This is a genomic window from Muricoccus vinaceus, assembly GCF_042433125.1.
Classification (GTDB): domain Bacteria; phylum Pseudomonadota; class Alphaproteobacteria; order Acetobacterales; family Acetobacteraceae; genus Roseomonas; species Roseomonas vinacea.
Genome location: NZ_JBHLVZ010000016.1, coordinates 19,561 through 40,708 on the forward strand (window position 1 = coordinate 19,561; position 21,148 = coordinate 40,708).

Sequence of the window (21,148 nt, forward strand, 5' to 3'; positions counted from 1 at the left end):
AGCGGCTCGCTACAGCAGCGAACGCCATCCGCTTCTGGCGGGAGCCCGGCGGGGCCGGCTACCAGCCATGGAATGGACAGCACCGCTCCGCACCTTCCCGAGACGCCGGTCGGCCTCTCCAACGCCCCGGCCGGCTACGGCTCCGACGTGGTTGCGGAGACGATCCGCTCGCTCGGCCTACCTTACCTGGCGCTGAATCCCGGGGCCTCTTTCCGCGGCCTGCACGACAGCTTGGTGAACCACACGGGCAACCGCGACCCGCGCATGCTGCTCTGCCTGCACGAGGAGCACGCGGTGGCGATCGCCCATGGTTGGGCGAAGGTGGCGGGCATGCCAATGGGTGCCGTGGTGCACTCCAATGTGGGGCTGATGCACGCGACCATGGCGGTGTTCAACGCTTGGTGTGACCGCGTGCCGCTGGTGCTGCTGGGTGCCACTGGCCCGGTGGACGCGGCGAAGCGCCGCCCCTGGATCGATTGGATCCACACGTCGCGGGACCAGGGCGCGCTGATCCGCAACTATGTAAAGTGGGACGACCAGCCCGCTTCCGTCGCTGCGGCGCAGGAGGCGCTGGTGCGCGCGCGGCAGGTGGCCTGCACCATGCCCTGTGGTCCCGTCTACGTGAACCTGGACGCCGCCATGCAGGAGGAGGCGCTGGCCGCGCCCGTGCCGCCCCTGCCCGTGGCCCGCTACTCGGCGCCGGAGGTGCCCTGGCCTGCCCCCGCCGCACTGGCCGCCGCTGCGGAGGCCCTGCGCGGTGCAAAGAGGGGCGTGATGATGGTCGGCCGCGTCTCGCGCGATCCTGCGGACTGGGCGGCGCGCGTGGCACTGGCCGAGGCGCTGTCGCTGCGCGTGATCTCCGACATGAGGGTGGGCGCGGGCTTCCCCACCGACCATCCACTGCACGCGGGCGCCCCAGGCATCTTCCCCGGTGCCGAAGCCCTGGCGGTGCTGCGCGAGGCGGATCTGGTATTGGACTTGGACGGGGTGGACCCGGCCGGCGCCTTCAAGGCAGCGGGCAAGGTGCCGCCGCTCGTCATCCGCGCCTCGATGGACCACGCGCTGCACAATGGCTGGTCGCATGACCACCAGGCCCTGGCACCCGCCGACCACCTCCTGGTCACGGCACCGGACGTGGCCGTGTGGGCCCTGCTGCAGGCGCTCGACCTTCCTGCCAAGCCCGCCTCGCAGCCAGCGCCTGCCGCACCGGTGGTGCCCGAGGGCCCGCTGACCACGGACGGGCTCTCGGCCGTGCTGCGTCAGGAGACTGCGGGGCGCGAGGTGACGCTGATCCGTCTGCCCCTGGGGTGGAACGGGGGCAGCTGGGCGCTGCGGCACCCGCTAGACTATCTCGGCTACGATGGCGGCGGCGGCATCGGCTCTGGCCCGGGCATGGCGGTAGGGGCAGCGCTGGCCCTGCGCGACAGCGGCTCCGCGCGCCTTCCGGTGGCCGTGCTTGGCGATGGCGACACGCTGATGGGGCTGACGGCGCTGTGGACCGCCGCGCGTTACCGCATCCCGATGCTCGTCATCGTCTCCAACAACCAGTCCTTCTTCAACGACGAGGTTCACCAGGAGAAAGTGGCGCGCCAGCGCGGCCGTCCCGTGGAGAACAAGTGGATTGGGCAGGCGATCCGCGATCCCGACCCGGACTTCCCCGCCCTTGCCCGTGGCCTCGGCGTGGCCGCCTTCGGGCCCGCCTCCGATCCCGCCTCACTCGCGGCGGCACTTCGCGAGGCCATCGCGGTGGTAGAATCCGGCTTGCCTGCCCTCGTCGAGGCCCGTGTGGTCGCGGGCTACACGCCGGCCATGGCCTCCGCCCTCACCCGGGAATCCTGATCATGGACATGCACATCCCCTCCCCCGTGCTGCCGGTCGAGCGGGGTCTGTTCTACGGTGGCGCCTTCCACGCGGCCCGCTCCGGCCGCCGCATGGCAGTCTTCGCTCCCGCGACCGGGGAGGCGCTGGGCGAGGTGGATGTGGCGGGGCCGGAGGACGTGGACGCGGCCGTAGCTGCCGCTCGCGCGGCCTTTCCCGCCTGGGCCGCGCTGCGCCCGGCGGAGCGGGCCGATCTGCTGCGCGGCTTCGCGGCGCTGCTGCGCCGGCACGCGCAGGAGCTGGCGATGGTGGACGCCGTGGATGGCGGCAACCCCGTCTCCGAGCTGGTCAAGGATGTCGGCATCGCGGCCGGCGGCTTCGACTTCTTCGCGGGGCTGGCGACCGAGGCCAAGGGCGAGACGATCCCCATGGGCGAGCGGCGGCTGAACTACACGCTGCGTCAGCCCTGGGGCGTGGTGGCAAAGATCATCGCGTACAACCACCCACTGATGTTCGCCACTTGGCGCGCCGCGGCGCCGCTGGCCGCGGGCAACTGCGTGGTGGTGAAGACGCCGGACCAAGCGCCACTCTCCGCCCTGCGCCTGATGGAACTGGCGGGCACGCACTTCCCGCCTGGCGTCTTCAACATCCTCTCCGGCGACCGCGAGACCGGCGTCGCGCTGGTCGCGCATCCCGGCGTGGACAAGATCGGGCTGGTGGGCTCCGTGCCCGCCGGCAAGGCCGTGCTACGCGCGGCGGCCGAGCGCGTGGTGCCCTGCCTGCTGGAACTGGGCGGCAAGAATGCGCTGGTCGCCTATCCCGACGCCGATCCGGCCAGGGTCGCGGCGGGGATGGTGAAGGGGATGAACTTCGCCTGGTGTGGCCAGTCTTGCGGCTCCACTTCCCGCGCCTTCCTGCACGCCTCCATCCACGACGAGGTGCTGGAGGAGGTGCGGCGCCTTCTCGCCCCGATCCGCCCGGGCTTGCCGACCGATCCCACCACGCGCATGGGAAGCCTCGTCAGCCAGGCACAGCTGGACAAGGTGCTGTCCTACATCGAATCCGCTAAGGCGGAGGGCGCGCGGCTGATCTCCGGCGGCGGCCGCCCGCAGGAGCCGGAGCTGGCGCGCGGCTTCTACGTGGAGCCGACCGTCTTCGCCGATGTCACACCCACCATGCGCATCGCACGGGAGGAGATCTTCGGCCCCGTCCTCTCCGTGTTGAGATGGGAGGACGAGGCGGAGATGATGCAGGCTGTGAACGCGGTGGAGTATGGGCTCACCGCCTCCGTCTTCACGCGGAACGTCGTCGTTGCCCACCGCGCTGCCGCGAGGCTGCAGGCTGGCTTCGTCTGGGTGAACGACACCTCGGAGCACTTTCTCGGCGCGCCCTTCGGCGGATTTAAGCAGTCCGGGCTGGGCCGGGAGGAGAGCCTGGACGAGCTTCTCGCCTATACGCAGGTCAAAAACATCAACATCCTGCTGGAGGAATAACGCCCATGGTGCAGCGTAGGACGCTTCTGAGAGCCGGATTTGGTGCCCCGCTGATCCTGCCTGGGCGAATGCTGCACGCGCAGGGGACCTCCTGGCCGGGGGAACGCCAGGCGAAGATCATCGTTCCGCTCGCTCCCGGCGGCACGGCCGATCTCCTCGCGCGCCTGATCGCTCAGCGACTTACGGAACGCGCCGAAGGACGGGCGACGGTCGTCGTCGAAAACCGCACGGGGGCCGGCAACGCGATCGGCTGGGCCGCCGCCGCCCGCGCCGCCCCAGATGGCAACACCGCCCTCTTCACCGACAATTCGCTCGCCATGGCGATCCCGCTGCGCCAGGAAATGGGCTTCGACCCGCGCACGGACCTCGTGCCCGTCACCCGGGTCGCGGACCTCGCGCCGGTGTTCTGCGTGCCAAACGAGTCGCCCTATCGCACGATCGGGGACCTTGTCGCCGCGGCGAAGGCGAGACCCGAGGCCATCAACTACGGTTCGGGCGGCAATGGCAGCGCGCCACACCTCGCCACGGAGTATTTTTCGCACGTGGCGGGCATCCGGATGACCCATGTGGGGTATCGCGGGATGGCCCAGGCCACCCAGGACCTCGCGGGCGGGCGCGTGAGCTTCATCATCTCGACCCAGCCAACGGTCGCAGGCCTCCTCGGGGCAGGCAGCCGGATCCGGATCATCGCCGTCGGCACCGGATCCAGGCACCCCGCTCTGCCGGATGTTCCTACGGTGAAGGAGGCCGGGCTGCACTACGAACTGTCCTTCTGGTTCGGCCTTTTTGCGCCGAAGGGAACACCGCCGGCCCTGGTCACGGCCATGCAGGAGGCGGTGGCCGCCTCCGTTTCTGACCCGGCATCGCGGCGGAAGATGGAAGAGATGGGCGCGACCTTCGTCCTAAGCACGCCCGACGCCTTTCGCGCCGATATCGCGATCGAGGCTGGCCTTTGGAGCAGCATTGTCCGCGAACGCCAAATCAGGATTGAGTAGGCGGCATCAAGGAGCTGTTTGAGGCCATGCAGTTGCTCAGCCTTCGCGACGCGGCAAGCATCGGGGACCTTGCGGCGATCGCCCGGCGCCGCATGCCAGGCTTTGCCTTCGACTACCTCGACGGGGCGGCGGGCGACGACCGGGGCATGAGGCGGAACGAGGAGGCACTCGCCGCCGTCCTCTTCCGCACCCGCCACCTTGTCGGTGGGCGGGCGCAAACGGCGGTGGAGTTCCTCGGGCGCAGTTACAACCTGCCCACGGGGGTCTCACCGATGGGCATGGCGAACATGCTCTGGCCCGGCATGGACCTCGTCCTCGCCCGACTGGCCCAAAAGGTCGGGATTCCCTATGTCCTCAGCACGGCCGCGACGACCAGCATCGAGCGGATTGCCGAGGCAGCCCCGGACGTGGCCTGGTTCCAGCTCTATGTCTCCCGCGACCCCGCCATCAACGAAGGCCTTCTGAAGCGCGCCTGGGCCGCGGGCATACGGGTTCTCGCGGTGACGGTGGACGTGCCGGTACCGCAGAAGCGCAACCGCAACCACCGCCATCGCTTCGATCTGCCCTTCCGTCCCCATCCCCGCTTCCTGCTCGACCTCCTGGCGCATCCCCGCTGGGCGGTGGAGACGCTGCGCGCGGGGATGCCAAACTTTGAGAACTTCGTCCCCTATGCCGGGCTTGCGCGGGGCGGCTCCATCACAGAAGTCGGTCGCTTTCTACAAGCTCAGGGCAAACGCGACCTTCTGTGGGAGGATGTCGAGCGTATCCGGGGCCTTTGGCCGGGCCATCTCCTCATCAAGGGCGTGATGGATGCGGAGGACGCCTCCCGGTTCCTCCGGATCGGCGCGGACGGCTTGTGGGTCTCGAACCATGGCGGCCGGCAGTTGGAGTCCGCCCCGGCTTCCATTGATGTGCTGCGCGAGGTGCGGGCGGCGGTCGGGCCACATGCGCCGATCGTTTTCGACAGCGGCGTGCGCACCGGGGAAAGCATCGTAAAGGTGCGTGCTCTGGGCGCGGATCTCGCCATGTCCGGGCGTGCCTTCGCCTATGGCGCGGCGGCAGGAGGCGCAGCCGGTGCCCAGAAGGCCTACGATCTTCTGGAGCTCGAGACGCGCTACACCTTGCTCCAGATCGGCTGCCCGGACATCAACAACGTGTCCGTCAGCATCTTGCGCGAGGGCGCCGACGAGACACGTCTGTTGCACCTTGATCCCGTGGCTGTGCACTGATCTCGAACGTCGCCGCTCCTCCAGCGCGGCGAGGTGGGGCTCTCAGGGGATCACGCCCGAACCCGCCGCCGTCCGGAACCGCGCCATCTCCTTGATCGGTCCGCTGGTTTTGTCAGCTCTCGCGCCAGAGATGCCATCGCATGGCGGCTGATGCTGTCAGCCTACCCTGCAGCAAGAATGGCGAGCATGGTGAGTACACGACGGAGATGAAGCAAGCGACGGCGGTTGGCGGGAACATGCTGGTTGTGGCGGACGCGAGGGCGGAGGTGGTTACGGAGTTCGTCGTGGCTGCGACAGAAGCGCTCAGCTGAAGTGAAACTTTTGAACCCGCACATGCATCGAATGCGACCTTTTATGCCGCGGTGATCTTGCTCAAGCCGGTTGCTATGGGATGGCTCGCTCCTCTTTCCTGCTGGCGTAATCTGGCTGTGCAACCGGGGTAAGGGAGCTGACCTGACAAGCCCCCACGAGGTGCTCCGGGTCGGATGTTAATGGCGCATCGGCAGGAGCTGGGCTGAGGCAGTGGCGCTTTGGCCGTGTGGTCGTAGTTCGAGGTGCATCAGCACGACCTCTGGCGCGGGCAGGCGGTAGTTGAGTGAGGAGTGCGGGCGGACGGTGTTGTAATGCCTGCGCCACTGCTCAATCAGGACCTTGGCCTCGGCAAGTGTGTTGAACACCTCCATGTTGAGCAGTTCGTCGCGGAGCTTGCCGTTGAAGCTTTCCAAATAGTCGTTCTCCCAGGGGCTGCCGGGCTCGATGAAGGCGGTCTTCGCACCTACCCCACTGATCCAGGTCTTCACGGCCGTGGCGGCGAACTCCGGTCCGTTGCTGAACGAACATGGTCCGGCACCCCGCGCAGGATAAAGAGGTCGGACAAGACGTCGATGACTTCGGCTGCCTTGAGCTGGCGCCCCACCCGGATGGCCAGGCACTCGCGGGAGTATTCGTCCACCTCGGGCAAACCGCTGGTTTGACCACGTTCAGCATCCGGAACTTGCGCCCGTCGCGGGTGCGGTCCTCCACGAAGTCATAGGCCCATGTCTGGACGGTCCCCACCTTGCAAGCACGATCTGGGTGGCTGGCTTGGCGGCGCGCTTGCGGTCATGTCTTCGGTCTCGTGTTGCCACCCTAGGGCGGCGGGCCTGGATAGGTTCCGCGGACTGGGTCCCATACAAACGTGCGCTCTCGAGGAGCGATGGGCGTATCGGGCTGTTCCAATCCTGGTCGCGTCGACCGTCTTCGCCCTGCGACCAGCGATATCGCACGCCGCCTCATCACCATCCCAGGTATCGGCCCCGTCGGTGCCACGGCGATTGTCGCCGCGGTCGGTAACGCCCGGCAGTTCCGCAAAGCGCGCGACCTCGCAGCCTGGATCGGCCTTGTGCCGCGGCAGTACTCGACCGGAGGCAAGAACACCCTGCTCGGCATCAGCAAGAGAGGGAACGGCTACATCCGCAAGCTGCTGATCCACGGCGCCCGCTCATGCCTGATGCATCTTGATCGCAGCCGCGACCGCCTTGGCGCCTGGATCAACGGCCTGGCTGGCAGGATGCACCCCAACAAGGTCGTGGTGGCCCTGGCCGCAAAGATGGCACGTGTGGCCTGGGTCGTTCTGAACCGGCCTGGTGCCCTCTACGAGAGGCGTGATCCCGCCTTCGCCTGAGGACACCGGCCCGTCAGTTGCGAGGTTCGGGAAGATGATGACGAGACAGACGATCGGCGCAGCGTAAGCCCTTTTCGGGAAAACGGGCCTTGTGCCCGACGTATTATCTGGGAACGGTGCGCGCGGATCTCATCATGGCCTGGCCGCAACAGCGGCTCACTCGCGAGAGGCCGGATACATTTACGCAACTGTCGTCGCCATCACCAACTCGGCCCTTGCTAGGGAGGGGCGGGCCATACATTTCCCGATGCTGCTTCCTTCAGGATCACCTTGTCCAAGGTCAGGTCCGACACCGCTTTGCGCAGCCGCGCGTTCTCCCGCTCCAGCTCCCTCAGCCGCTTTACTTGATCAAGCTTCAAGCCACCAAACTCGGCGCGCCAGCGATAGTAGGTCTGGTCCGTCACCCCAATTGCCCGTACCGCCGCCGCCACCGTCTTGCCCTGCGCTGTCAGCACCTCAACCTGCCGCAGCTTGGCCACCGTCTCCTCGGGCGTGTGCGTCCTCTTCCGACCCATCCTCAGCCTCCTCAAAACAGCCGCCGGTTCACATAACCGGCGGACTGCTTCTAGGGGGGCAGGTCATTCGTGCGTTACCGTATCAGGAACCCCATTTATTCGCGGATTCCCAGCTTCGCGATCAGCGCGCCGTCACGCGCGTACTCGGCACGGACAGTCGCCTCCAACTCCGTGGGACCCTGGATGGCGACTTCGATCCCCTGCTCGTCAAGCTTGAGGCGGGTCGAAGACATCTGCATCACTTCTGCCACATTGGTGTGGATCTGATCCACGATAGGTCGCGGCACGGCGGCCGGAACCGCGATGCTCAACCAGATTTGCGTTTGGGCGTCGGGAAAGCCCGCTTCCCCGATCGTAGGCACGTCTGGAAGGGCGGGAACACGGTCAGTACCCATGCTCGCCAACGCCCGGACGCTACCCGAGCGGATATGCGCGAGCAGACTGTTTACTGCGCCGGTGTAGATCTGAAGCCTGCCGGCGATTAGATCCGGCATTAGCGCGTTTGCACCACGATACGGCACGTGCGTCGCATTCTCCCCGACTAGGCGCGCTACACCAAGATGCTGGGACGACCCCACGCCGGTGGACGGATAGGTGAGTGATCCTGGCCGCTGCCTCGCGAGGGCGACGAGTTCCCGGACGTCCCGTGCGCCGAGTGCCGCGTGGACCACTAGGACGACGGGCACCCGGGCAACCATCGCAACGAAGGAGAAATCGCGCAACGGATCAAAGGCGGCGCGTACCAGGTGTGGGTTCGTGGTGAAGATCTGGTTCGCACCAAGCAGCCACGTGTGGCCGTCCGGGGTGGCTCGGGCCACTGCCTCTGCACCGATGTTGCCGCTCGCACCCGGCCGGTTCTCGACGACGAAGGGCTGCCCCCAGCGCGGCGACAGCTGCTCGCCAATCAGGCGTGCGACAACGTCGTTGCTTCCGCCCGGTGTGAAGGGGACGACAAACCGAATAGGCTGCGTGGGAAACGACGCCTGTGCGACGCCACCGCGTAGGCCAGAGAGCCAGGAGGCCGAGGCTGCTCCCAACAGATAACGCCGCTTCATTCTGTCGTCCCCTTCGGTTTTGTTACTAACATCCGGCTCTTCCCGATGTACCGGCTGCGGTTGATGCGACACCTGAGTGGAGCCTACGCGGCGAGAGCCGCAGGTGAAAGCTGATCCTGCCGGACGGAGTCCGGTGTTCTGAAGCCGTGGCGCTCGATCAGCCAAGTTGAGTTGTAGGTCTGGCGAAACTCCAGCAGCGCGTGGCGAAGTTGCTCGACGGTGTCGAAGGTCCGGACCCAGAGGAGGTTTTCCTTCAGGGTTCGGATGAAGCGTTCGGCGCAGCCATTCCCCTCGGGTGCCCGCACAAAGGTGGGCGAGCTCTCGATACCGAGGAACGTCAGCTCGTTCTAGAAGACATCGGACATGTACTGGCTGCCGTGGTCATGGCGGAGTGCGAGGCCCGCCGCGATGCCCTTGGCGAAGCCGCCGAAGTGATGGCGAACACCCTGCCTGAGGGGCTCGAGGGCCTCGAAGCGGATGCCGCGCCGGTCGGCGTGGAGGTCGACACACCCGGCGCTGTGGTGATCGATGGCGACGAAAACCGCCGTCTGACCCTTAGCTGTCCATGTGGTGGTCATGTCTGTTGCCCACATGGTGTGCAGGGTGCCGGGGATGATGGTGCCGTCGTGGTTGCGCGGGCCTCGGGGCTGCCGACCCGGGACGGGGCGAGCAGGTCGTGCTCGCGCATGAGCCGCAGCACCCGGGCCTTGGAGGTCCGGACGCCCCGCATGCGGAGCCTCGCCCAAACCTTGCGGTGACCCTCGCCATGGAAGGGGGAGGCCGCGAGGACAGCCCGGATCGCCTCGACCAACTCGGGATCCAGCATGGACCCGACCGGGCCACGTCGCCCCGCCGGCTCGGTCCGGGGCGGCAGGCGATGGCGGTAGATCGTGGCGCGGGCTGCTCGCCAACAGCGGCATACCCTGGCCAGGCCATAGAGCCTGCCGCTGCTGGGTGAGGAGGCCAAGCTCATCGCCGTAACCTCCGCCGGGCCAAAGGGCGGCCGCCCTCCAGGGCTGCGACCTTGGCCTCCAGCAACTCACGCTCGAGCAGCATCTCGCCCAATCGCGCCTTGAGCCGCTTGCACTCCAGCCCCTCACCGTCAGCAGGCTGCGTCGCCAGGCTTGCCTCACCGCCCGCCGGGAAGGCGTCACGCCAGCCGCTCAGGGCCGCGGCCGTGACACCCAGCGCCCGCGAGACCGTCTCGAGATCCTCACCCCGAAGCAGCCGCAGCACCGCATCCCGCTTACGCTGCCGCGCCATCCGACCACCCCGACCCGGACCAGCGGCATCCGTTGTCTCTGTCGTCATCATGCACCCCGTCTGCGGATACCGTCCGCTTGCGGAGTGTCCCAATCAACCGTGGGGCGGAGGACCCCCGAACCAATCCGGGTTCATCCTGCCGCCACTCCCCACCAATGACGCGGGGTGAACCACAGCCTGGCGGCAACAGAAATCCTGGATGCCAACGGACCTTAAAGCGCTCGCAGCCGAGCCCATTCCCCTGGAGAGAAAGCGGCTGATCACCTAACGATCAGTGGCCCGCTTAACCTCCCTGAGCACCCGTCCATTACCATCCAAGACACAAAGCGTGGTCTGCTTCGAAGACACGTCCAGTCCGCAATAGAGCATGGCACCGCCCTCCAAAGTTGGGGCATGAACCTGGCAGGCTATCACGAACGTTCGCAAACCAAGCCGTCCTCGCGCAAGCCCTGACGAGTCGCGCGGGGCCGAATGGCAGCCTCTTATTACTCGGCCGCGGCTGCGATCTCACGTGCCTTCAGCTTGGCTGGCGAGAAGACTGGATTTAGCTTGAACAGTCGCTGGGCGTTGCCGCCCAGGATGTTACGCTTTGCCTGCTCGTTGAGGAACGGTAGATCATAAATTGTGCTCGGCAGGTCCATGTCCCAATGTGGATAGTCCGACGAGTACAGAAGCTGCGTGTCCGCCTTGATCATGTCAAACGTAACCTTCAGGGCTTCCTGGTTGTTCACCATCTCCATGGGCTGACTGGAAAAGTACATCTCACGCATGTACTCGCTCGGCTTACGCTTCAACAGCGGCGCCTCCGACGTGCGCATCATGTACTCGTTGTCTAGCCGCTGCATCAGGAATGGAATCCAAGCCAGACCGCTTTCGATCCACACCGTTTTCAATTTTGGGAAACGCTCTGGCAAACCGTTCATTAGCCAGTTCGTCATGTGCACCATGTTGCATAAAGTGAAGCCCAGTGCATGTACGGAGATGAACCGGTTCAACTGCGCTAGAGAAGTGTCGTGCCAATTATAGATCGCGTGAAAAGCAAGCGGCAGGTCCCGCTCCTGGAGGGCGGCGTACACCTTCATGTATGAGTTATCGTGCACCGGTCGGTTGCGGTTGCCTGTTCCCATAAAACCAATCACACCGGGCTTGCTGCCGAACTCCTCCACCATCCGGAACGCCTCCGCGGGTTCATTCAGCGGCAGGTAGAGCATGGAAACGAGGCGCGGATCCTGGGCGAGCACAACTTCACACAGCCATCGATTATAGGCGCGGGCCAGCGCCACTTCCACGTCGATCTCGGGGTGCGTAGATAGCCCGAGCATGGGCGTCGGGAACATGCACGCCATGTCCACACCCATCGCGTCCATCCAGCGATGCATAAGCGTGATCTCGCGATGCTGGTCGCCCGGCGTCTTCTCGTTTGCGCGGCCCGGATATCGCGTAATACGGCCGGCCATATCTTGCGAGCCCACGAACTGTGGAATCAGCCCGCTGCGACCAATCTGTCCGCGCGAAAGGCCGAGATGTTGAATGACCGGATCTTCCATGAACTGAAGGATCTCCGGCAGCAGCTCCGTCTCGTAGTGGTGGGAGTCCACATCTACAATTAGGAAGTCCTTGTAGGCACGCTGCTTAGCCTGCGCGGCCGCGTTCTTCAGAAGAGTGGTTGTGTCGAAAGGTTGGACCGACGGGTCGTTCATGGTTTGATTAACTTGAGCGGAAACGAAATCCATCGTATCTTCTCCCTGGGATGCTTGCCTATCGAGGTTTAGCGCTCTTGATTGTCTGCCACATGCTTAGCTCGAACGCTCCGACGTCCACTGCTTCAAGCATGGCAGTAGCAGTGACGGCGACGTCCGTCGCGGACACGGCGTTCGTGGGAAAAGCTGGCATGCTTCCCCCCTGCTCCACCCGGGCGGAATAAGCCCGCACAACTGCCGCAAGCAATGCTTGCAGTGCCTCGTCTGTCACCGTGCCGCCATCTGAAAGCGTGTCCGTCAGAGCAGCCGTCGCAGCGTCCAGCACTGCTATGAGATCAGACGGTGATGTAGAGATTGCCGTCATGCTCGCTGACCGGGAATTGCTGCAATCGCAGTCGCTCGTCACCAACGCATTCTCCTGTCGCGATGCGGTATTCGTAGCCGTGCCAGGGGCAGACAAAGTGCATGTCCTCCGTGTCAAACGCATTGCGCTGGAACGACTGATCAGCGTTCAACACAGCCACAACTCGCGGCATCACCACACCTTCGCAGGCTGGACCACCCTGATGTGGGCAAAGATTGCGATACGCGACGTAGCCGTCGCCGTGCCGAAACACTCCAACTTCAAGAGCGCCGACGGTAACAATTCGGCTTTGCGAGCCGAACTCGTCTTTGCGGCAAATCAAAATTTCTGGCATATCACCTCCAGCCACGAACGGTATGCAAGATAGACAGTATGCCTCTCGTACCATTTCGTCAAGGTCTATGCACGCGTGTCCGCTCCCACAACAGCGGCCCAACAGGGCCTTGGCGCAGCGCTCCGAAAGCTGCATCGCACCTACATACGACGGCTGCAGGCACAATTAGCGGAGCACGGCCTGAGCGTGGCACAATACCTCCACTTAAGAGCACTGTGGGAGGAGGCCGGGCTGACGCAGAACGAAGTGTCGGCGCGGCTCGGGATTGAAAAGGCGTCCTCGACGGCCGTGCTGGAGGCGCTTGAGCGCGACGGCTTAATTAACCGCGTGCGAGATGCGCGGGACCGGCGCAATGTTCGCGTATACCTGTCGGATGCTGGTGAGAACTTACGTGGCACTGTTATGCCGTTTGCTCAACAAGTTGCTACGCAAGCCAGCCACGGCCTGACCGAGGCGGATCTAGATGCGTTCTTTCGCACGATCGACTGGATGCTCTCCAACCTACTCGCCGTCGAGAAGGACGCTGAGAAGGGGCGTCTGGGCCCAGGAACTCGTAGCTAAGTCCCGGACAAGCAATTCGTTCTAGTATTTAGCTCCCATGAGGTCGCCTTCACCGTCCGTTCGGGCCGATCAGGGTCGTGACGCAGTGCATTGTCCCCTCCCCCACCATTCAACCTGGTAGTGATAGCGTTGCGGTGGGATGGAACGCCAGGTTCGTCACTCGATCGTAAGCGAGGCCTACGTGCCCTCGTGGCCTTCGCTTGACGCCGGGCCGTTCACGTTGGCCGCCCAGTGCCACGGCATAAGTTCGTCGATACGGCTGTGGGCCAGCCGTTGACGAGGCGCGTCAGCACGTCGGCGAAGTAGCGCTGCCTCTGTACATCCAATGTGCCGAAGAAAATGCGAAGTCCTATGGACGATGAGGAACGCCACATGAGGATCCCGTCCTTCCGGCCGGTAGAACACGCCCTGCGCGGCACCGAGCGGAACATGGCTCGAGGTGACTTGAGCCTGTGCAATTGATGCAAACCCTGTCGCAGCCAGGGTCGCCATAATAGCCATACGCAATCTTCGGTACATCAAACCTCCTGTGGTTTGGACACCGTACATTGAGTGAGCGAGTCCTCATGCTTCGGACAGTTGAGCCCCTCAATCTTCGCTTTGTTTCGCCGCCGGTCGTCGTCACCTGCTCTCCTCCCTATGCGCATCAGTGACCTTCAGCAACGCGCTCGCAGGACCTTGGAAATCAGGCCAGCGAGCGCAGTCGGCGAAAGCCTGGTAATGGCGCATGGATGCCGAGGTGGCGTCGGAGGAGCCAGCCCGTGGCCTGATTGCTGGTCAGCACCGGGCGCCCAAGTAGTGCCTCAGCGTCATCGACCAATTGCAGCACCCGGATCGCGGTGCAGCTAAGCAGGACCGCTTCGGCCTCGTCAGGCACGCAGCTTCGCAATAGGTCTAGCCAGCGCGCGGGCGACACGTTGAACATCTCGGCAGGCGCAAGCAGGCCGAGCCCATGTTCGGCAACGCATTCCAGGCTATGCTGGCCGAAGAACGCCGCTTCTCGCTGATTGATATCGTCAATGCAGGGCGTTACCAGAGCAGTGCGGCGCACGTGCAGCGCGGCCGCGCCGGCCAGAACTGCCTGGGACGTCGCGATGGTTGGACAGCCGGCGGAGGCCGCCGCCTGCCTCAGGATCTCGGCCTCCAACGCATCGCTGAAGGTCGAAACCACGGTGCAGTGGAAAGCGATAACATTAGGCTTGGCATGACCTAACAGGAGTTATCGGCCCCGTATGGGCTGGCAGGGCTGATGGCGGCGTCCGGACGCCACGACAAGGGAAGAGACAGCATGACCGAGAAGCCAAAGAGGCTGGTGTACTTCGAAGAATGGGTCGATCCAGTGGCCGAGGCGATACTGGCCGTCGAGCCCGATATTGACTTACGACGTCTACGCTATGCCGACCCACGATCCGTCAACGACGCCGCGCTGGCCCACGCCCACGGCTACCAGGTGCAGGCCCGGACCGAGTTGCGGGACCCTTGGTTCGGCGATGCTGAGCTGATCTCTCGCAGCCCATGCCTACTTGCCATGAGCTCGACCGGCGCAGGTTACGATTACATCGAGACTGAGGCATGCACCGCGGCTGGGATCCTCGTTCTCCACCAATCCGGCAGCAACCTGGAAGCCGTGGCTGAGCATGCGCTGGGGATGATGCTGGTCTTGTCCAAGCGGATGGTCATAGCGGACAAGATGTTGCGCCGAGGCGACGCGGTAGACAGGTATGCGCTACAGGGCAACGACATCCTCGGCAAGACGGTCGGCATTGTCGGCCTGGGGCTGATCGGACGGCGGCTGGCTGCCCTGTGCGGCGGCCTGTTCGGCATGCGGGTGCTAGCCTACGACCCTTACTTGGACTCGGCGGAAGTCAGCGCCAGGGGGGCGGAAAAAACGACGCTGGAGGCGCTCCTGGCGCAGTCCGACTTCGTGTCAGTCCACTGTCCGCGCAACGCCGGGACTCTCAACCTCTTCCGTGCAGCTGAGTTTGAGCGGATGAAGCCAACGGCCTACTTCATCAACACCGCGCGTGGCGGCATCCACGATGAAGCAGCCCTGGCTCAGGCGTTAGTAGATAAGCGAATTGCCGGCGCTGGCATCGACGTCTTTCTGAAGGAACCACCACCCGCTGAACACCCGTTGCTGCGCTTTGACAATGTCATCGCTAGCCCGCACACCGCCGGCATCACTGCAGAAGCGCTTCGCCAAATGTCCGCCATGGCGGCACAGCAATGGATCGATGTCTTGGCTGGGAAGGTGCCGTCGCGCTTGGTCAATCCTGAGGTCTGGCCGCTCTATGCAGGCCGCTTCGAGCAGTTGATGGGGCATCCTCCGGATCCACTGCCCTGACGCCCGGTAGAACTGGCGCCGGTGCGGAATGCACCTCGCAAACCCTCTTGTGCACTGACGCAGACAAAGAATTCAAAAGGCAGCGCTGCTCTGGATGTTTCACGGTATGGCCCAGACCGTCAGCGTCATTGTTGGAACTGAGAATCGCGCGCGGCTTGCAGCGATCCCTGGCGGCCGGAACCGCCCGCTCAAGCATGTGCAGCGGGTGAACATCGTCCTCCTATTGGCCGAGCGGCTGACGGTCCTGGAGGTGGCACACCGAGTGGGTGTGAGCCGCCCCGCAGTCTGGCGGTGGCAGGCGCGCTATGCCTGATCCGTCTGGCTGGCTTGGACTGGCGGGTACCCCACTACAGCACTCTCTCCCGACGGGAGAAGAATCTGGGGATCGCGATCCCCTACCGTCTTCGGAGCGGGCCGCTGCACCTAGTTATCGGCAGCACTGCCTTGAAGGTGCTGGGCGAGGGCGAGTGGAAGGTGAGGAAGTACGGCGCCGACAAGCGGCGCGTTTTGCACAAGGTGCACTTGGTCATCGACGCGGACAGCCACGAGATCCGGGCGGTCGAGATGACAGTCCACCAGCATGGTGACGGCGAGATCGTGCCGGGCTTGCTGGCCCAGCTACCAGACGAGGAGCCGATCGGCGTCATCAGTGGTGACAGCGCTTACGACACGCGTAGGGTCTACGAAGCCTCCGTCTCCCGACAGGCCAACTGGGTTGTGCCGCGGCGGCGCAAGGGCAAGCCGTGGAAGGTCAGAACCACTGGAGCGACTGCGCACAACGAGACACTCTAGGCCATCAGGCATCTCGGACGGCGGCTCTGAAAGCGCTGGAGCGGCTACCATCGCCGCAGCCTAAACGGCCATGTCGCGCCTTAAGCGCCTGGGCGAGCGCCTCGCGGCCTGCGACCCCGCCCGCCAGGTCGCAGAAGTTCAGATGCGCGGCGCCATCCTGAACACGTTCAACGCTCTTGGCCTGCGCGACACCGTCGCTCGCGCCTGATCATGGCATCAAAGACCGAACCACGTCCTCACGCTGATTTCCGCAGCAGCGCCTCTGCCTTTCTGAAATCGTTGGGGCCGCCCTCCTAACTCTCGGCGCACGGTTACACAGGCACTGAGTCCATGACATTCTTCCGGACAGTGGAGGCAAGCTGAAGGAACTGCCTGAGCGCTGCTGAGGTGCCGGCAGCACTGTACAAGATAGCTAACCCTGTTTCCGCACCTTGCCCTGTCACTTCAAGTAACTCTACTTCGTGGATGTTTACCCTTCGCAATGAAGCCGGAACAAGGCTGACGCCAAGGCCGGACGCTACCAGACCCATGGCACCGATTACGTCCGTCACCTGCATGCTGATTCTCGGAGTAAAGCCTGCCTTCTCGCAGAGACTCCAGACGCTGTGGCCAAGACCTAGCCCGTCAGGATCCCGCAACACAACAAAAGGAAACCCCGCAAGATCTGCGGGACCGATCGCCTTACCGAAACGGATAGCGAGTTCCGATGGGACAGCCGCAAGCAGCCGTCCATTCTGGAACGGCCGAGATCCAATGCCGCTCGGGAGTAGGCCAGCTGGCTCACGCACGATTGCTAAATCTAGGAGCTGCTTTTGAAGCCCTCGGAGCTGGTCGGCTACTACGGCTTCCTCCAGGTGCAACACGACGTCCGGAACCTCCGTCCGAAACCTGAACAGGAGTTCGGACAGCGCTGGTTCCAGCATGACAGTGCTGACGTAGCCGATGTTCAACGATCTCGCCTCACCCCGGCCCACGCGCCGGGCGATGGCAATAGCGTGTGCCTCCTGCTCCAATGCTGCCCGTGCTTCGGGTAGCAGGGCGCTGCCCGCCTCCGTTAGGGCAATGCCTCTGCCAACGCGGCGCACAAGTGCCACTCCAATTTCGGCCTCAAGTACGCGAAGCTGCTGTGTAAGCGCAGGCTGAGTCATGCCCAGCGCTTCCGCTGCCCGACCCACATGCAACTCGTGTGCAACAGCCACAAAGTAGCTCAACCGACGGGACAACACAGTATCATTCATAGGCTAAACTTATGAAACAGGCTAATTCCAAAGGTTGATCAGCAGGATAATGAGGTGTGAACCTGCAGGCGATTATACCGGCGTGCCCGCGGCCAACCACGCGCTGAAGATCGCCAAGGACATCCTGGCGGAAATGGAGAAGGCACCATGAGCGAGGTCGTGCACGGCTATCGCCGCTCCCGGGCGGACACCCAGCCGCCCCTGAACTCCCCAACCTATGGCAGCACCCGCGCGCGCCACCCGCAGCAGCCCCTGCTGGAACTGCCGCACACGCTGACCGAGACGAGCAGCCCGGTTTTCACCCCGGCGCGCTACCCGGAAACGGTGGACCTGACAGTGCTCGAGAACGGCGCCGGAGAGGCGATGGGCGAGCGCATCATTGTCGGCGGCCGCCTGACAGACGAGGACGGCCGCCCCATCCCCCACGCCATGGTGGAGGTCTGGCAGGCCAATGCCGCCGGCCGCTACAACCACGAGGGCGACGACCACGACGCGCCGCTCGATCCCAACTTCCGCGGCATGGGCCGCGTCTTCACGGACGAGAACGGCTTCTACCGCTACGTCACCATCCGCCCGGGCGCCTATCCCTGGCGCAACCACCACAACGCTTGGCGGCCGAACCACATCCACTACAGCCTGTTCGGCCACGGCTTTGCGCAGCGCATGATCACCCAGATGTACTTCCCGGGCGATCCGCTGCTGCCGCTGGACCCGATCTTCAACACGGTGGCGGACGAGGCGGCGCGGAACCGGCTGGTGGCGACCTTCGACCTCGAGCTGACCAGGCCCGAATGGGCCCTGGGCTTCCGCTTCGACATCGTGCTGCGCGGCCGCGAGGCCACCCCTATGGAGAACACCTGACCATGGCCGACGCGACGCCCGAGCTCGCCCCCTCCGAGGCGACGGTCGCCTCGGCCCACCAGACCGCGGGCCCCTACTGGCACCTGGTGGACTTCCCGGAATGGGCGGACACCACGCGCCATTTCGCGGGCAACCTGCCGGAAGGCCAGCGCATCGTGCTGACCGGCACCGTCACCGACGGGACGGGCGCGCTGGTGACGGACGCGCTGGTGGAGATCTGGCACGCCGATCCCAGCGGACACTACCCGGACCCGAACGGCGACCCGACGGCCTTCCAGGGCTATGGCCGTTGCGCCACGGACAAGCAGGGGCGGTTCCGCTTCACCACGCTCAAGCCCGGCCCGGTGCCGGTCGGGCCCCATGCGGGGGCCAACGCCATGCAGGCGCCGCATGTCGCGCTGGCGATCTTCGCGCGAGGGCTGCTCCAGCACCTCTCCACCCGCCTGTATTTCGAGGGCGAGGCGCTGAACGCGGCGGATCCCGTGCTGGCGGCCGTGCCGGAGGCACGGCGCGGGACCATGGTGGCGAAGCCCGCCGGCGACAACACCTGGAACCTCGACCTCCGCTTGCAGGGCGAGGGCGAGACGGTCTGGATGGCGGTTTAGGGATGAGCCCCGCAATGACTCCTGTCGTTGTCGCCGTTGCGATCACTGGCTCTGTCCTACGCTAGAAGGACAATCCGGCGGTCCCCACGACACCCGAGGAGCAGGTCCAGTCCACCCACGAGGCCTATGAGGCCGGCGCCTCCCTCGTCCACATCCACGTCCGCAACCCCGACGAGTCCTCCTCGTCAGACCCTGCGTGTCGCGGGTCGGTGAATGCTCCACGGAAGTGGGCGGCGAATATTCCCCACTTCGTTGCGGATCGGGGTTTGTGATGGGTTAGCCCCGTCCTGCCCCAGCCGCGCCTTCGCCGATGCTGCCCTCCTGACAGGAGGGGGCACCTCGGTGGTCCGACTTGGGGAGCTGGTCATGATCATGGAACTGCATCGGCAGGGGTTGAGCCCGACGGCCATTGCTCGGCAGCTGGGTCTCGATCGCAAGACGGTGCGCAAGTACATCGCACTTGGGCTGGAACCGCCGCGCTACGGCCCACGAAAGCCGCGGCCCAAGAGCACCGATCCTTTCCTGCCCTACCTGCGGGAGCGACTGGCCGCCTATCCCGGCCTGACCGCGGTCAGGCTGGGGCGCGAGCTGCGCGAGCGGGGTCATGAGGGCGGCTATACCGCGGTCAAGCGCGCGGTCCAGAGCCTGCGGCCGGACCCGGTCCAGCCGTTCGAGGTCCGCTTCGAAACCCCACCCGGTGCTCAGGCCCAGGTCGATCTCGCGCGTTTCGAGGTGAGCTTCACCGACGAGCCCGGCAGCCGACACATCGTCTGGCTCTTTTCGATGGTGCTGGGCTACTCGCGGCTGATCTGGGCCCGCTACGTCGTGCATCAGGATCTGGGAACCGTGCTGCGTTGCCACGTGGCCGCCTTCGAGGCGCTCGGCGGCGCGCCGGGGGAGATCCTGTACGACCGGATGAAAACCGCCGTGCTCGGCGAGGATGGTGACGGCCTTGTCGCCTATAACCGCGGTCTGCTCGACCTGGCGCGGCACTTCGGTTTCCAGCCCAGGGCCTGCCGTCCCTATCGACCAAAAACCAAGGGAAAGGTCGAGCGGCCGTTCCACTATGTCCGCGAGGATTTCTTCCTCGCCCGGAGCTTCCGCAACCTCGACGACCTCAACCTGCAGCTACGCCAATGGCTCGATACGGTCGCCAACGCGCGTGTGCATGCCACCACCCGCCAGGTCGTCAACGAGAGCTTCGCCCGGGAGAAACCCGCGCTGACGCCGTTGCCGCTGGTGCCCTACCGGGCGGTCCTGCGGCTCGAGCGGCGCATCTCGCATGAGGGCATGATCAGCGTCGGCGGCAATGCCTACAGCGTGCCCGATACCGTCCGGCGCCGCGTCCTCGAGGTGCACAGCATGGTCGACGAGATCAGGATCTTCGAAAACGGCGTCCTGATCGCAAGCCATACTCCCCTGCCGGGCCGCCACCAGGTTCGCATCGACCCCGCCCACCGTCAGGCCCGGGCGCGCGCCAGTAACCAGCCAGGAACGCCGCCCAGCGTCCCACATCGTGCCGGTGACGTCGTGGCTCGCCGGTCGCTCGACTTCTACGACGCCCTCGGCCGGGTGCTTGCCGCCAAGGGGCACGCATGATGAGCGCCCGGATTGACCTTACCCCCGGCGTGCTGGACCGCATCAAGGCCAACATGGTGGGCCTGCGCATGCCGCGCGCCCTGGAGATCGTCGACAGCATCATCCACCAGCTCGAACGCGGCGAGGTCAGCGCCCTAGAGGCAATCGACACCATCCTGGCCGAGGAACTGACGCTGCGCGAAACCCGCCGGATCAAGACCTCCCTCGCCATGGCCAGGCTCTCCACCATCAAGACACTGGCCGGGTTCGACTTCGCCTTTCAGCCATCCCTCGACCGCAACCGCATCCTCGCCCTGGCCGAACTGACGTTCATCGAGCACAGCGAGGTCGTCCACTTCATCGGTCCGCCCGGGACCGGCAAGAGCCACCTCTCCATCGCGCTCGGGGTCGAGGCCGTGAGGCGGGGGCGCAGCGTGCACTTCATCACCCTGGCCGACCTCGTCGGTGCCCTTGCCAAGGCCGAGCGCGAGGGCACCCTGCGCGAAAAGATCCGGTTCTACTGCCGCTTTGCCCTGCTGATCATCGACGAGATCGGCTACCTGCCCGTCGTCCCAGGTGGCGGCAACCTGATCTTTCAGCTGATCAATGCTCGCTACGAAAAAGGCGCCATGATCCTGACCTCCAACCGCGGCTTTGCAGAGTGGGGCGAGGTCTTTGGCGAGCCGAGGGTGTCATGATGCCTCCGTCTTTGAACGGCTGTTCCGTTTCACGTTCGTTCT

At 65.0% G+C, this 21,148-nt stretch carries 18 protein-coding genes and 7 pseudogenes; 16 read left to right on the forward strand and 9 right to left on the reverse strand.

From position 1 onward, the window contains the following. Positions 1-72: 72 nt before the first annotated feature. The 5 genes from ACFFIC_RS09715 to ACFFIC_RS09735 all read left to right on the forward strand — a co-directional run bounded on the left by ACFFIC_RS09715 (position 73) and on the right by ACFFIC_RS09735 (position 5,846). Positions 73-1,839: a thiamine pyrophosphate-binding protein gene (locus tag ACFFIC_RS09715; RefSeq protein WP_198384459.1), complete on the forward strand. Its 1,767-nt coding sequence runs from the start codon at positions 73-75 to the stop codon at positions 1,837-1,839. Between the two features lie 2 nt (positions 1,840-1,841). Beyond that, a complete protein-coding gene (locus ACFFIC_RS09720) occupies positions 1,842-3,311 on the forward strand; it encodes an aldehyde dehydrogenase family protein (protein WP_377049975.1) in 1,470 nt (489 codons plus the stop codon). 5 nt (positions 3,312-3,316) lie between these two features. Beyond that, positions 3,317-4,306, forward strand: coding sequence for a Bug family tripartite tricarboxylate transporter substrate binding protein (locus ACFFIC_RS09725; protein ID WP_377049976.1), 990 nt, complete (start codon positions 3,317-3,319; stop codon positions 4,304-4,306). Positions 4,307-4,332: 26 nt separating this feature from the next. Continuing rightward, complete coding sequence (locus tag ACFFIC_RS09730) at positions 4,333-5,535, forward strand: alpha-hydroxy acid oxidase (protein ID WP_377049977.1); 1,203 nt, start codon at positions 4,333-4,335, stop codon at positions 5,533-5,535. Positions 5,536-5,675: 140 nt separating this feature from the next. Next, on the forward strand, positions 5,676-5,846 hold the full coding sequence (locus tag ACFFIC_RS09735) for a hypothetical protein (protein WP_377049992.1): 171 nt from the start codon (positions 5,676-5,678) through the stop codon (positions 5,844-5,846). A gap of 9 nt (positions 5,847-5,855) precedes the next feature. Here the strand turns inward: ACFFIC_RS09735 and ACFFIC_RS09740 are convergent. Continuing rightward, positions 5,856-5,969, reverse strand: a pseudogene (locus ACFFIC_RS09740) (hypothetical protein); the annotation flags it as partial. Positions 5,970-6,023: 54 nt separating this feature from the next. Further along, positions 6,024-6,573, reverse strand: a pseudogene (locus ACFFIC_RS09745) (integrase core domain-containing protein); the annotation flags it as partial. A 217-nt stretch (positions 6,574-6,790) separates the two neighbouring features. Here ACFFIC_RS09745 and ACFFIC_RS09750 point away from each other — a divergent pair. Further along, positions 6,791-7,198 (forward strand): annotated as a pseudogene (locus ACFFIC_RS09750) (IS110 family RNA-guided transposase); the annotation flags it as partial. 236 nt (positions 7,199-7,434) lie between these two features. Here ACFFIC_RS09750 and ACFFIC_RS09755 read toward each other — a convergent pair. The 5 genes and pseudogenes from ACFFIC_RS09755 to ACFFIC_RS09775 form a co-directional block, all read right to left on the reverse strand. Then, positions 7,435-7,713 (reverse strand): annotated as a pseudogene (locus ACFFIC_RS09755) (transposase); the annotation flags it as partial. A 95-nt stretch (positions 7,714-7,808) separates the two neighbouring features. Continuing rightward, the gene (locus ACFFIC_RS09760) at positions 7,809-8,768 is read right to left on the reverse strand and encodes a Bug family tripartite tricarboxylate transporter substrate binding protein (RefSeq protein ID WP_377049978.1); all 960 of its coding nucleotides are present in this window, start codon (positions 8,766-8,768) and stop codon (positions 7,809-7,811) included. Between the two features lie 83 nt (positions 8,769-8,851). Then, positions 8,852-10,079, reverse strand: a pseudogene (locus tag ACFFIC_RS09765) (IS3 family transposase). Between the two features lie 437 nt (positions 10,080-10,516). After that, positions 10,517-11,764, reverse strand: coding sequence for an amidohydrolase family protein (locus ACFFIC_RS09770; RefSeq protein ID WP_377049979.1), 1,248 nt, complete (start codon positions 11,762-11,764; stop codon positions 10,517-10,519). Positions 11,765-12,066: 302 nt separating this feature from the next. Continuing rightward, positions 12,067-12,429 carry a Rieske (2Fe-2S) protein gene (locus tag ACFFIC_RS09775; RefSeq protein ID WP_198384452.1) on the reverse strand — a complete coding sequence of 121 codons (363 nt, stop codon included), beginning with the start codon at positions 12,427-12,429 and terminating at the stop codon, positions 12,067-12,069. 75 nt (positions 12,430-12,504) lie between these two features. On the opposite strand from ACFFIC_RS09775, the gene ACFFIC_RS09780 reads away from it, so the two are divergent. Continuing rightward, positions 12,505-12,990, forward strand: a complete 486-nt coding sequence (locus ACFFIC_RS09780; RefSeq protein WP_377049980.1) for a MarR family winged helix-turn-helix transcriptional regulator — start codon at positions 12,505-12,507, stop codon at positions 12,988-12,990. A 685-nt stretch (positions 12,991-13,675) separates the two neighbouring features. Here the strand turns inward: ACFFIC_RS09780 and ACFFIC_RS09785 are convergent. Next, the gene (locus ACFFIC_RS09785) at positions 13,676-14,206 is read right to left on the reverse strand and encodes a maleate cis-trans isomerase family protein (protein WP_377049990.1); all 531 of its coding nucleotides are present in this window, start codon (positions 14,204-14,206) and stop codon (positions 13,676-13,678) included. A 72-nt stretch (positions 14,207-14,278) separates the two neighbouring features. Between ACFFIC_RS09785 and ACFFIC_RS09790 the strand changes: the two genes are divergently transcribed. The 4 genes and pseudogenes from ACFFIC_RS09790 (at position 14,279) to ACFFIC_RS09805 (ending at position 16,334) form a co-directional block, all read left to right on the forward strand. Beyond that, on the forward strand, positions 14,279-15,334 hold the full coding sequence (locus ACFFIC_RS09790; protein WP_377049981.1) for a hydroxyacid dehydrogenase: 1,056 nt from the start codon (positions 14,279-14,281) through the stop codon (positions 15,332-15,334). A gap of 106 nt (positions 15,335-15,440) precedes the next feature. Beyond that, a pseudogene (locus ACFFIC_RS09795) lies at positions 15,441-15,644 on the forward strand (helix-turn-helix domain-containing protein); the annotation flags it as partial. Positions 15,645-15,661: 17 nt separating this feature from the next. After that, on the forward strand, positions 15,662-16,126 hold the full coding sequence (locus ACFFIC_RS09800; protein ID WP_377049982.1) for an IS5 family transposase: 465 nt from the start codon (positions 15,662-15,664) through the stop codon (positions 16,124-16,126). 70 nt (positions 16,127-16,196) lie between these two features. Then, complete coding sequence (locus tag ACFFIC_RS09805) at positions 16,197-16,334, forward strand: hypothetical protein (RefSeq protein WP_377049983.1); 138 nt, start codon at positions 16,197-16,199, stop codon at positions 16,332-16,334. Positions 16,335-16,437: 103 nt separating this feature from the next. Here ACFFIC_RS09805 and ACFFIC_RS09810 read toward each other — a convergent pair whose 3' ends face one another. After that, entirely contained in the window at positions 16,438-17,364 is a 927-nt protein-coding gene (locus ACFFIC_RS09810; protein ID WP_377049984.1) for a LysR substrate-binding domain-containing protein, read from the reverse strand. A gap of 147 nt (positions 17,365-17,511) precedes the next feature. Between ACFFIC_RS09810 and pcaH the strand changes: the two genes are divergently transcribed. From pcaH to istB, 5 genes and pseudogenes are all read left to right on the forward strand, one after another. Next, positions 17,512-18,225: a protocatechuate 3,4-dioxygenase subunit beta gene (gene pcaH, locus ACFFIC_RS09815; RefSeq protein WP_377049985.1), complete on the forward strand. Its 714-nt coding sequence runs from the start codon at positions 17,512-17,514 to the stop codon at positions 18,223-18,225. Positions 18,226-18,227: 2 nt separating this feature from the next. Next, positions 18,228-18,830 (forward strand): protocatechuate 3,4-dioxygenase subunit alpha, encoded by a 603-nt coding sequence (gene pcaG / locus ACFFIC_RS09820; protein ID WP_377049986.1) that lies wholly within the window; start codon positions 18,228-18,230, stop codon positions 18,828-18,830. A 77-nt stretch (positions 18,831-18,907) separates the two neighbouring features. Then, positions 18,908-19,102: pseudogene (locus ACFFIC_RS09825) on the forward strand (3-keto-5-aminohexanoate cleavage protein); the annotation flags it as partial. A 70-nt stretch (positions 19,103-19,172) separates the two neighbouring features. Beyond that, positions 19,173-20,429 (forward strand): IS21 family transposase, encoded by a 1,257-nt coding sequence (istA, locus tag ACFFIC_RS09830; RefSeq protein WP_377049987.1) that lies wholly within the window; start codon positions 19,173-19,175, stop codon positions 20,427-20,429. 29 nt (positions 20,430-20,458) lie between these two features. After that, entirely contained in the window at positions 20,459-21,106 is a 648-nt protein-coding gene (gene istB, locus ACFFIC_RS09835) for an IS21-like element helper ATPase IstB (protein WP_377049988.1), read from the forward strand. The last annotated feature ends 42 nt before the right edge of the window (positions 21,107-21,148 follow it).

Coding starts and splice junctions, on each gene's coding strand:
- ACFFIC_RS09715 (WP_198384459.1), top strand. CDS start 73: ATGGACAGCACCGCTCCGCACCTTCCCGAGACGCCGGTCGGCCTCTCC.
- ACFFIC_RS09720 (WP_377049975.1), top strand. CDS start 1,842: ATGGACATGCACATCCCCTCCCCCGTGCTGCCGGTCGAGCGGGGTCTG.
- ACFFIC_RS09725 (WP_377049976.1), top strand. CDS start 3,317: ATGGTGCAGCGTAGGACGCTTCTGAGAGCCGGATTTGGTGCCCCGCTG.
- ACFFIC_RS09730 (WP_377049977.1), top strand. CDS start 4,333: ATGCAGTTGCTCAGCCTTCGCGACGCGGCAAGCATCGGGGACCTTGCG.
- ACFFIC_RS09735 (WP_377049992.1), top strand. CDS start 5,676: ATGGCGGCTGATGCTGTCAGCCTACCCTGCAGCAAGAATGGCGAGCAT.
- ACFFIC_RS09760 (WP_377049978.1), bottom strand. CDS start 8,768: ATGAAGCGGCGTTATCTGTTGGGAGCAGCCTCGGCCTCCTGGCTCTCT.
- ACFFIC_RS09770 (WP_377049979.1), bottom strand. CDS start 11,764: ATGGATTTCGTTTCCGCTCAAGTTAATCAAACCATGAACGACCCGTCG.
- ACFFIC_RS09775 (WP_198384452.1), bottom strand. CDS start 12,429: ATGCCAGAAATTTTGATTTGCCGCAAAGACGAGTTCGGCTCGCAAAGC.
- ACFFIC_RS09790 (WP_377049981.1), top strand. CDS start 14,279: ATGACCGAGAAGCCAAAGAGGCTGGTGTACTTCGAAGAATGGGTCGAT.
- ACFFIC_RS09805 (WP_377049983.1), top strand. CDS start 16,197: ATGTCGCGCCTTAAGCGCCTGGGCGAGCGCCTCGCGGCCTGCGACCCC.
- ACFFIC_RS09810 (WP_377049984.1), bottom strand. CDS start 17,364: ATGAATGATACTGTGTTGTCCCGTCGGTTGAGCTACTTTGTGGCTGTT.
- pcaH (WP_377049985.1), top strand. CDS start 17,512: ATGAGCGAGGTCGTGCACGGCTATCGCCGCTCCCGGGCGGACACCCAG.
- pcaG (WP_377049986.1), top strand. CDS start 18,228: ATGGCCGACGCGACGCCCGAGCTCGCCCCCTCCGAGGCGACGGTCGCC.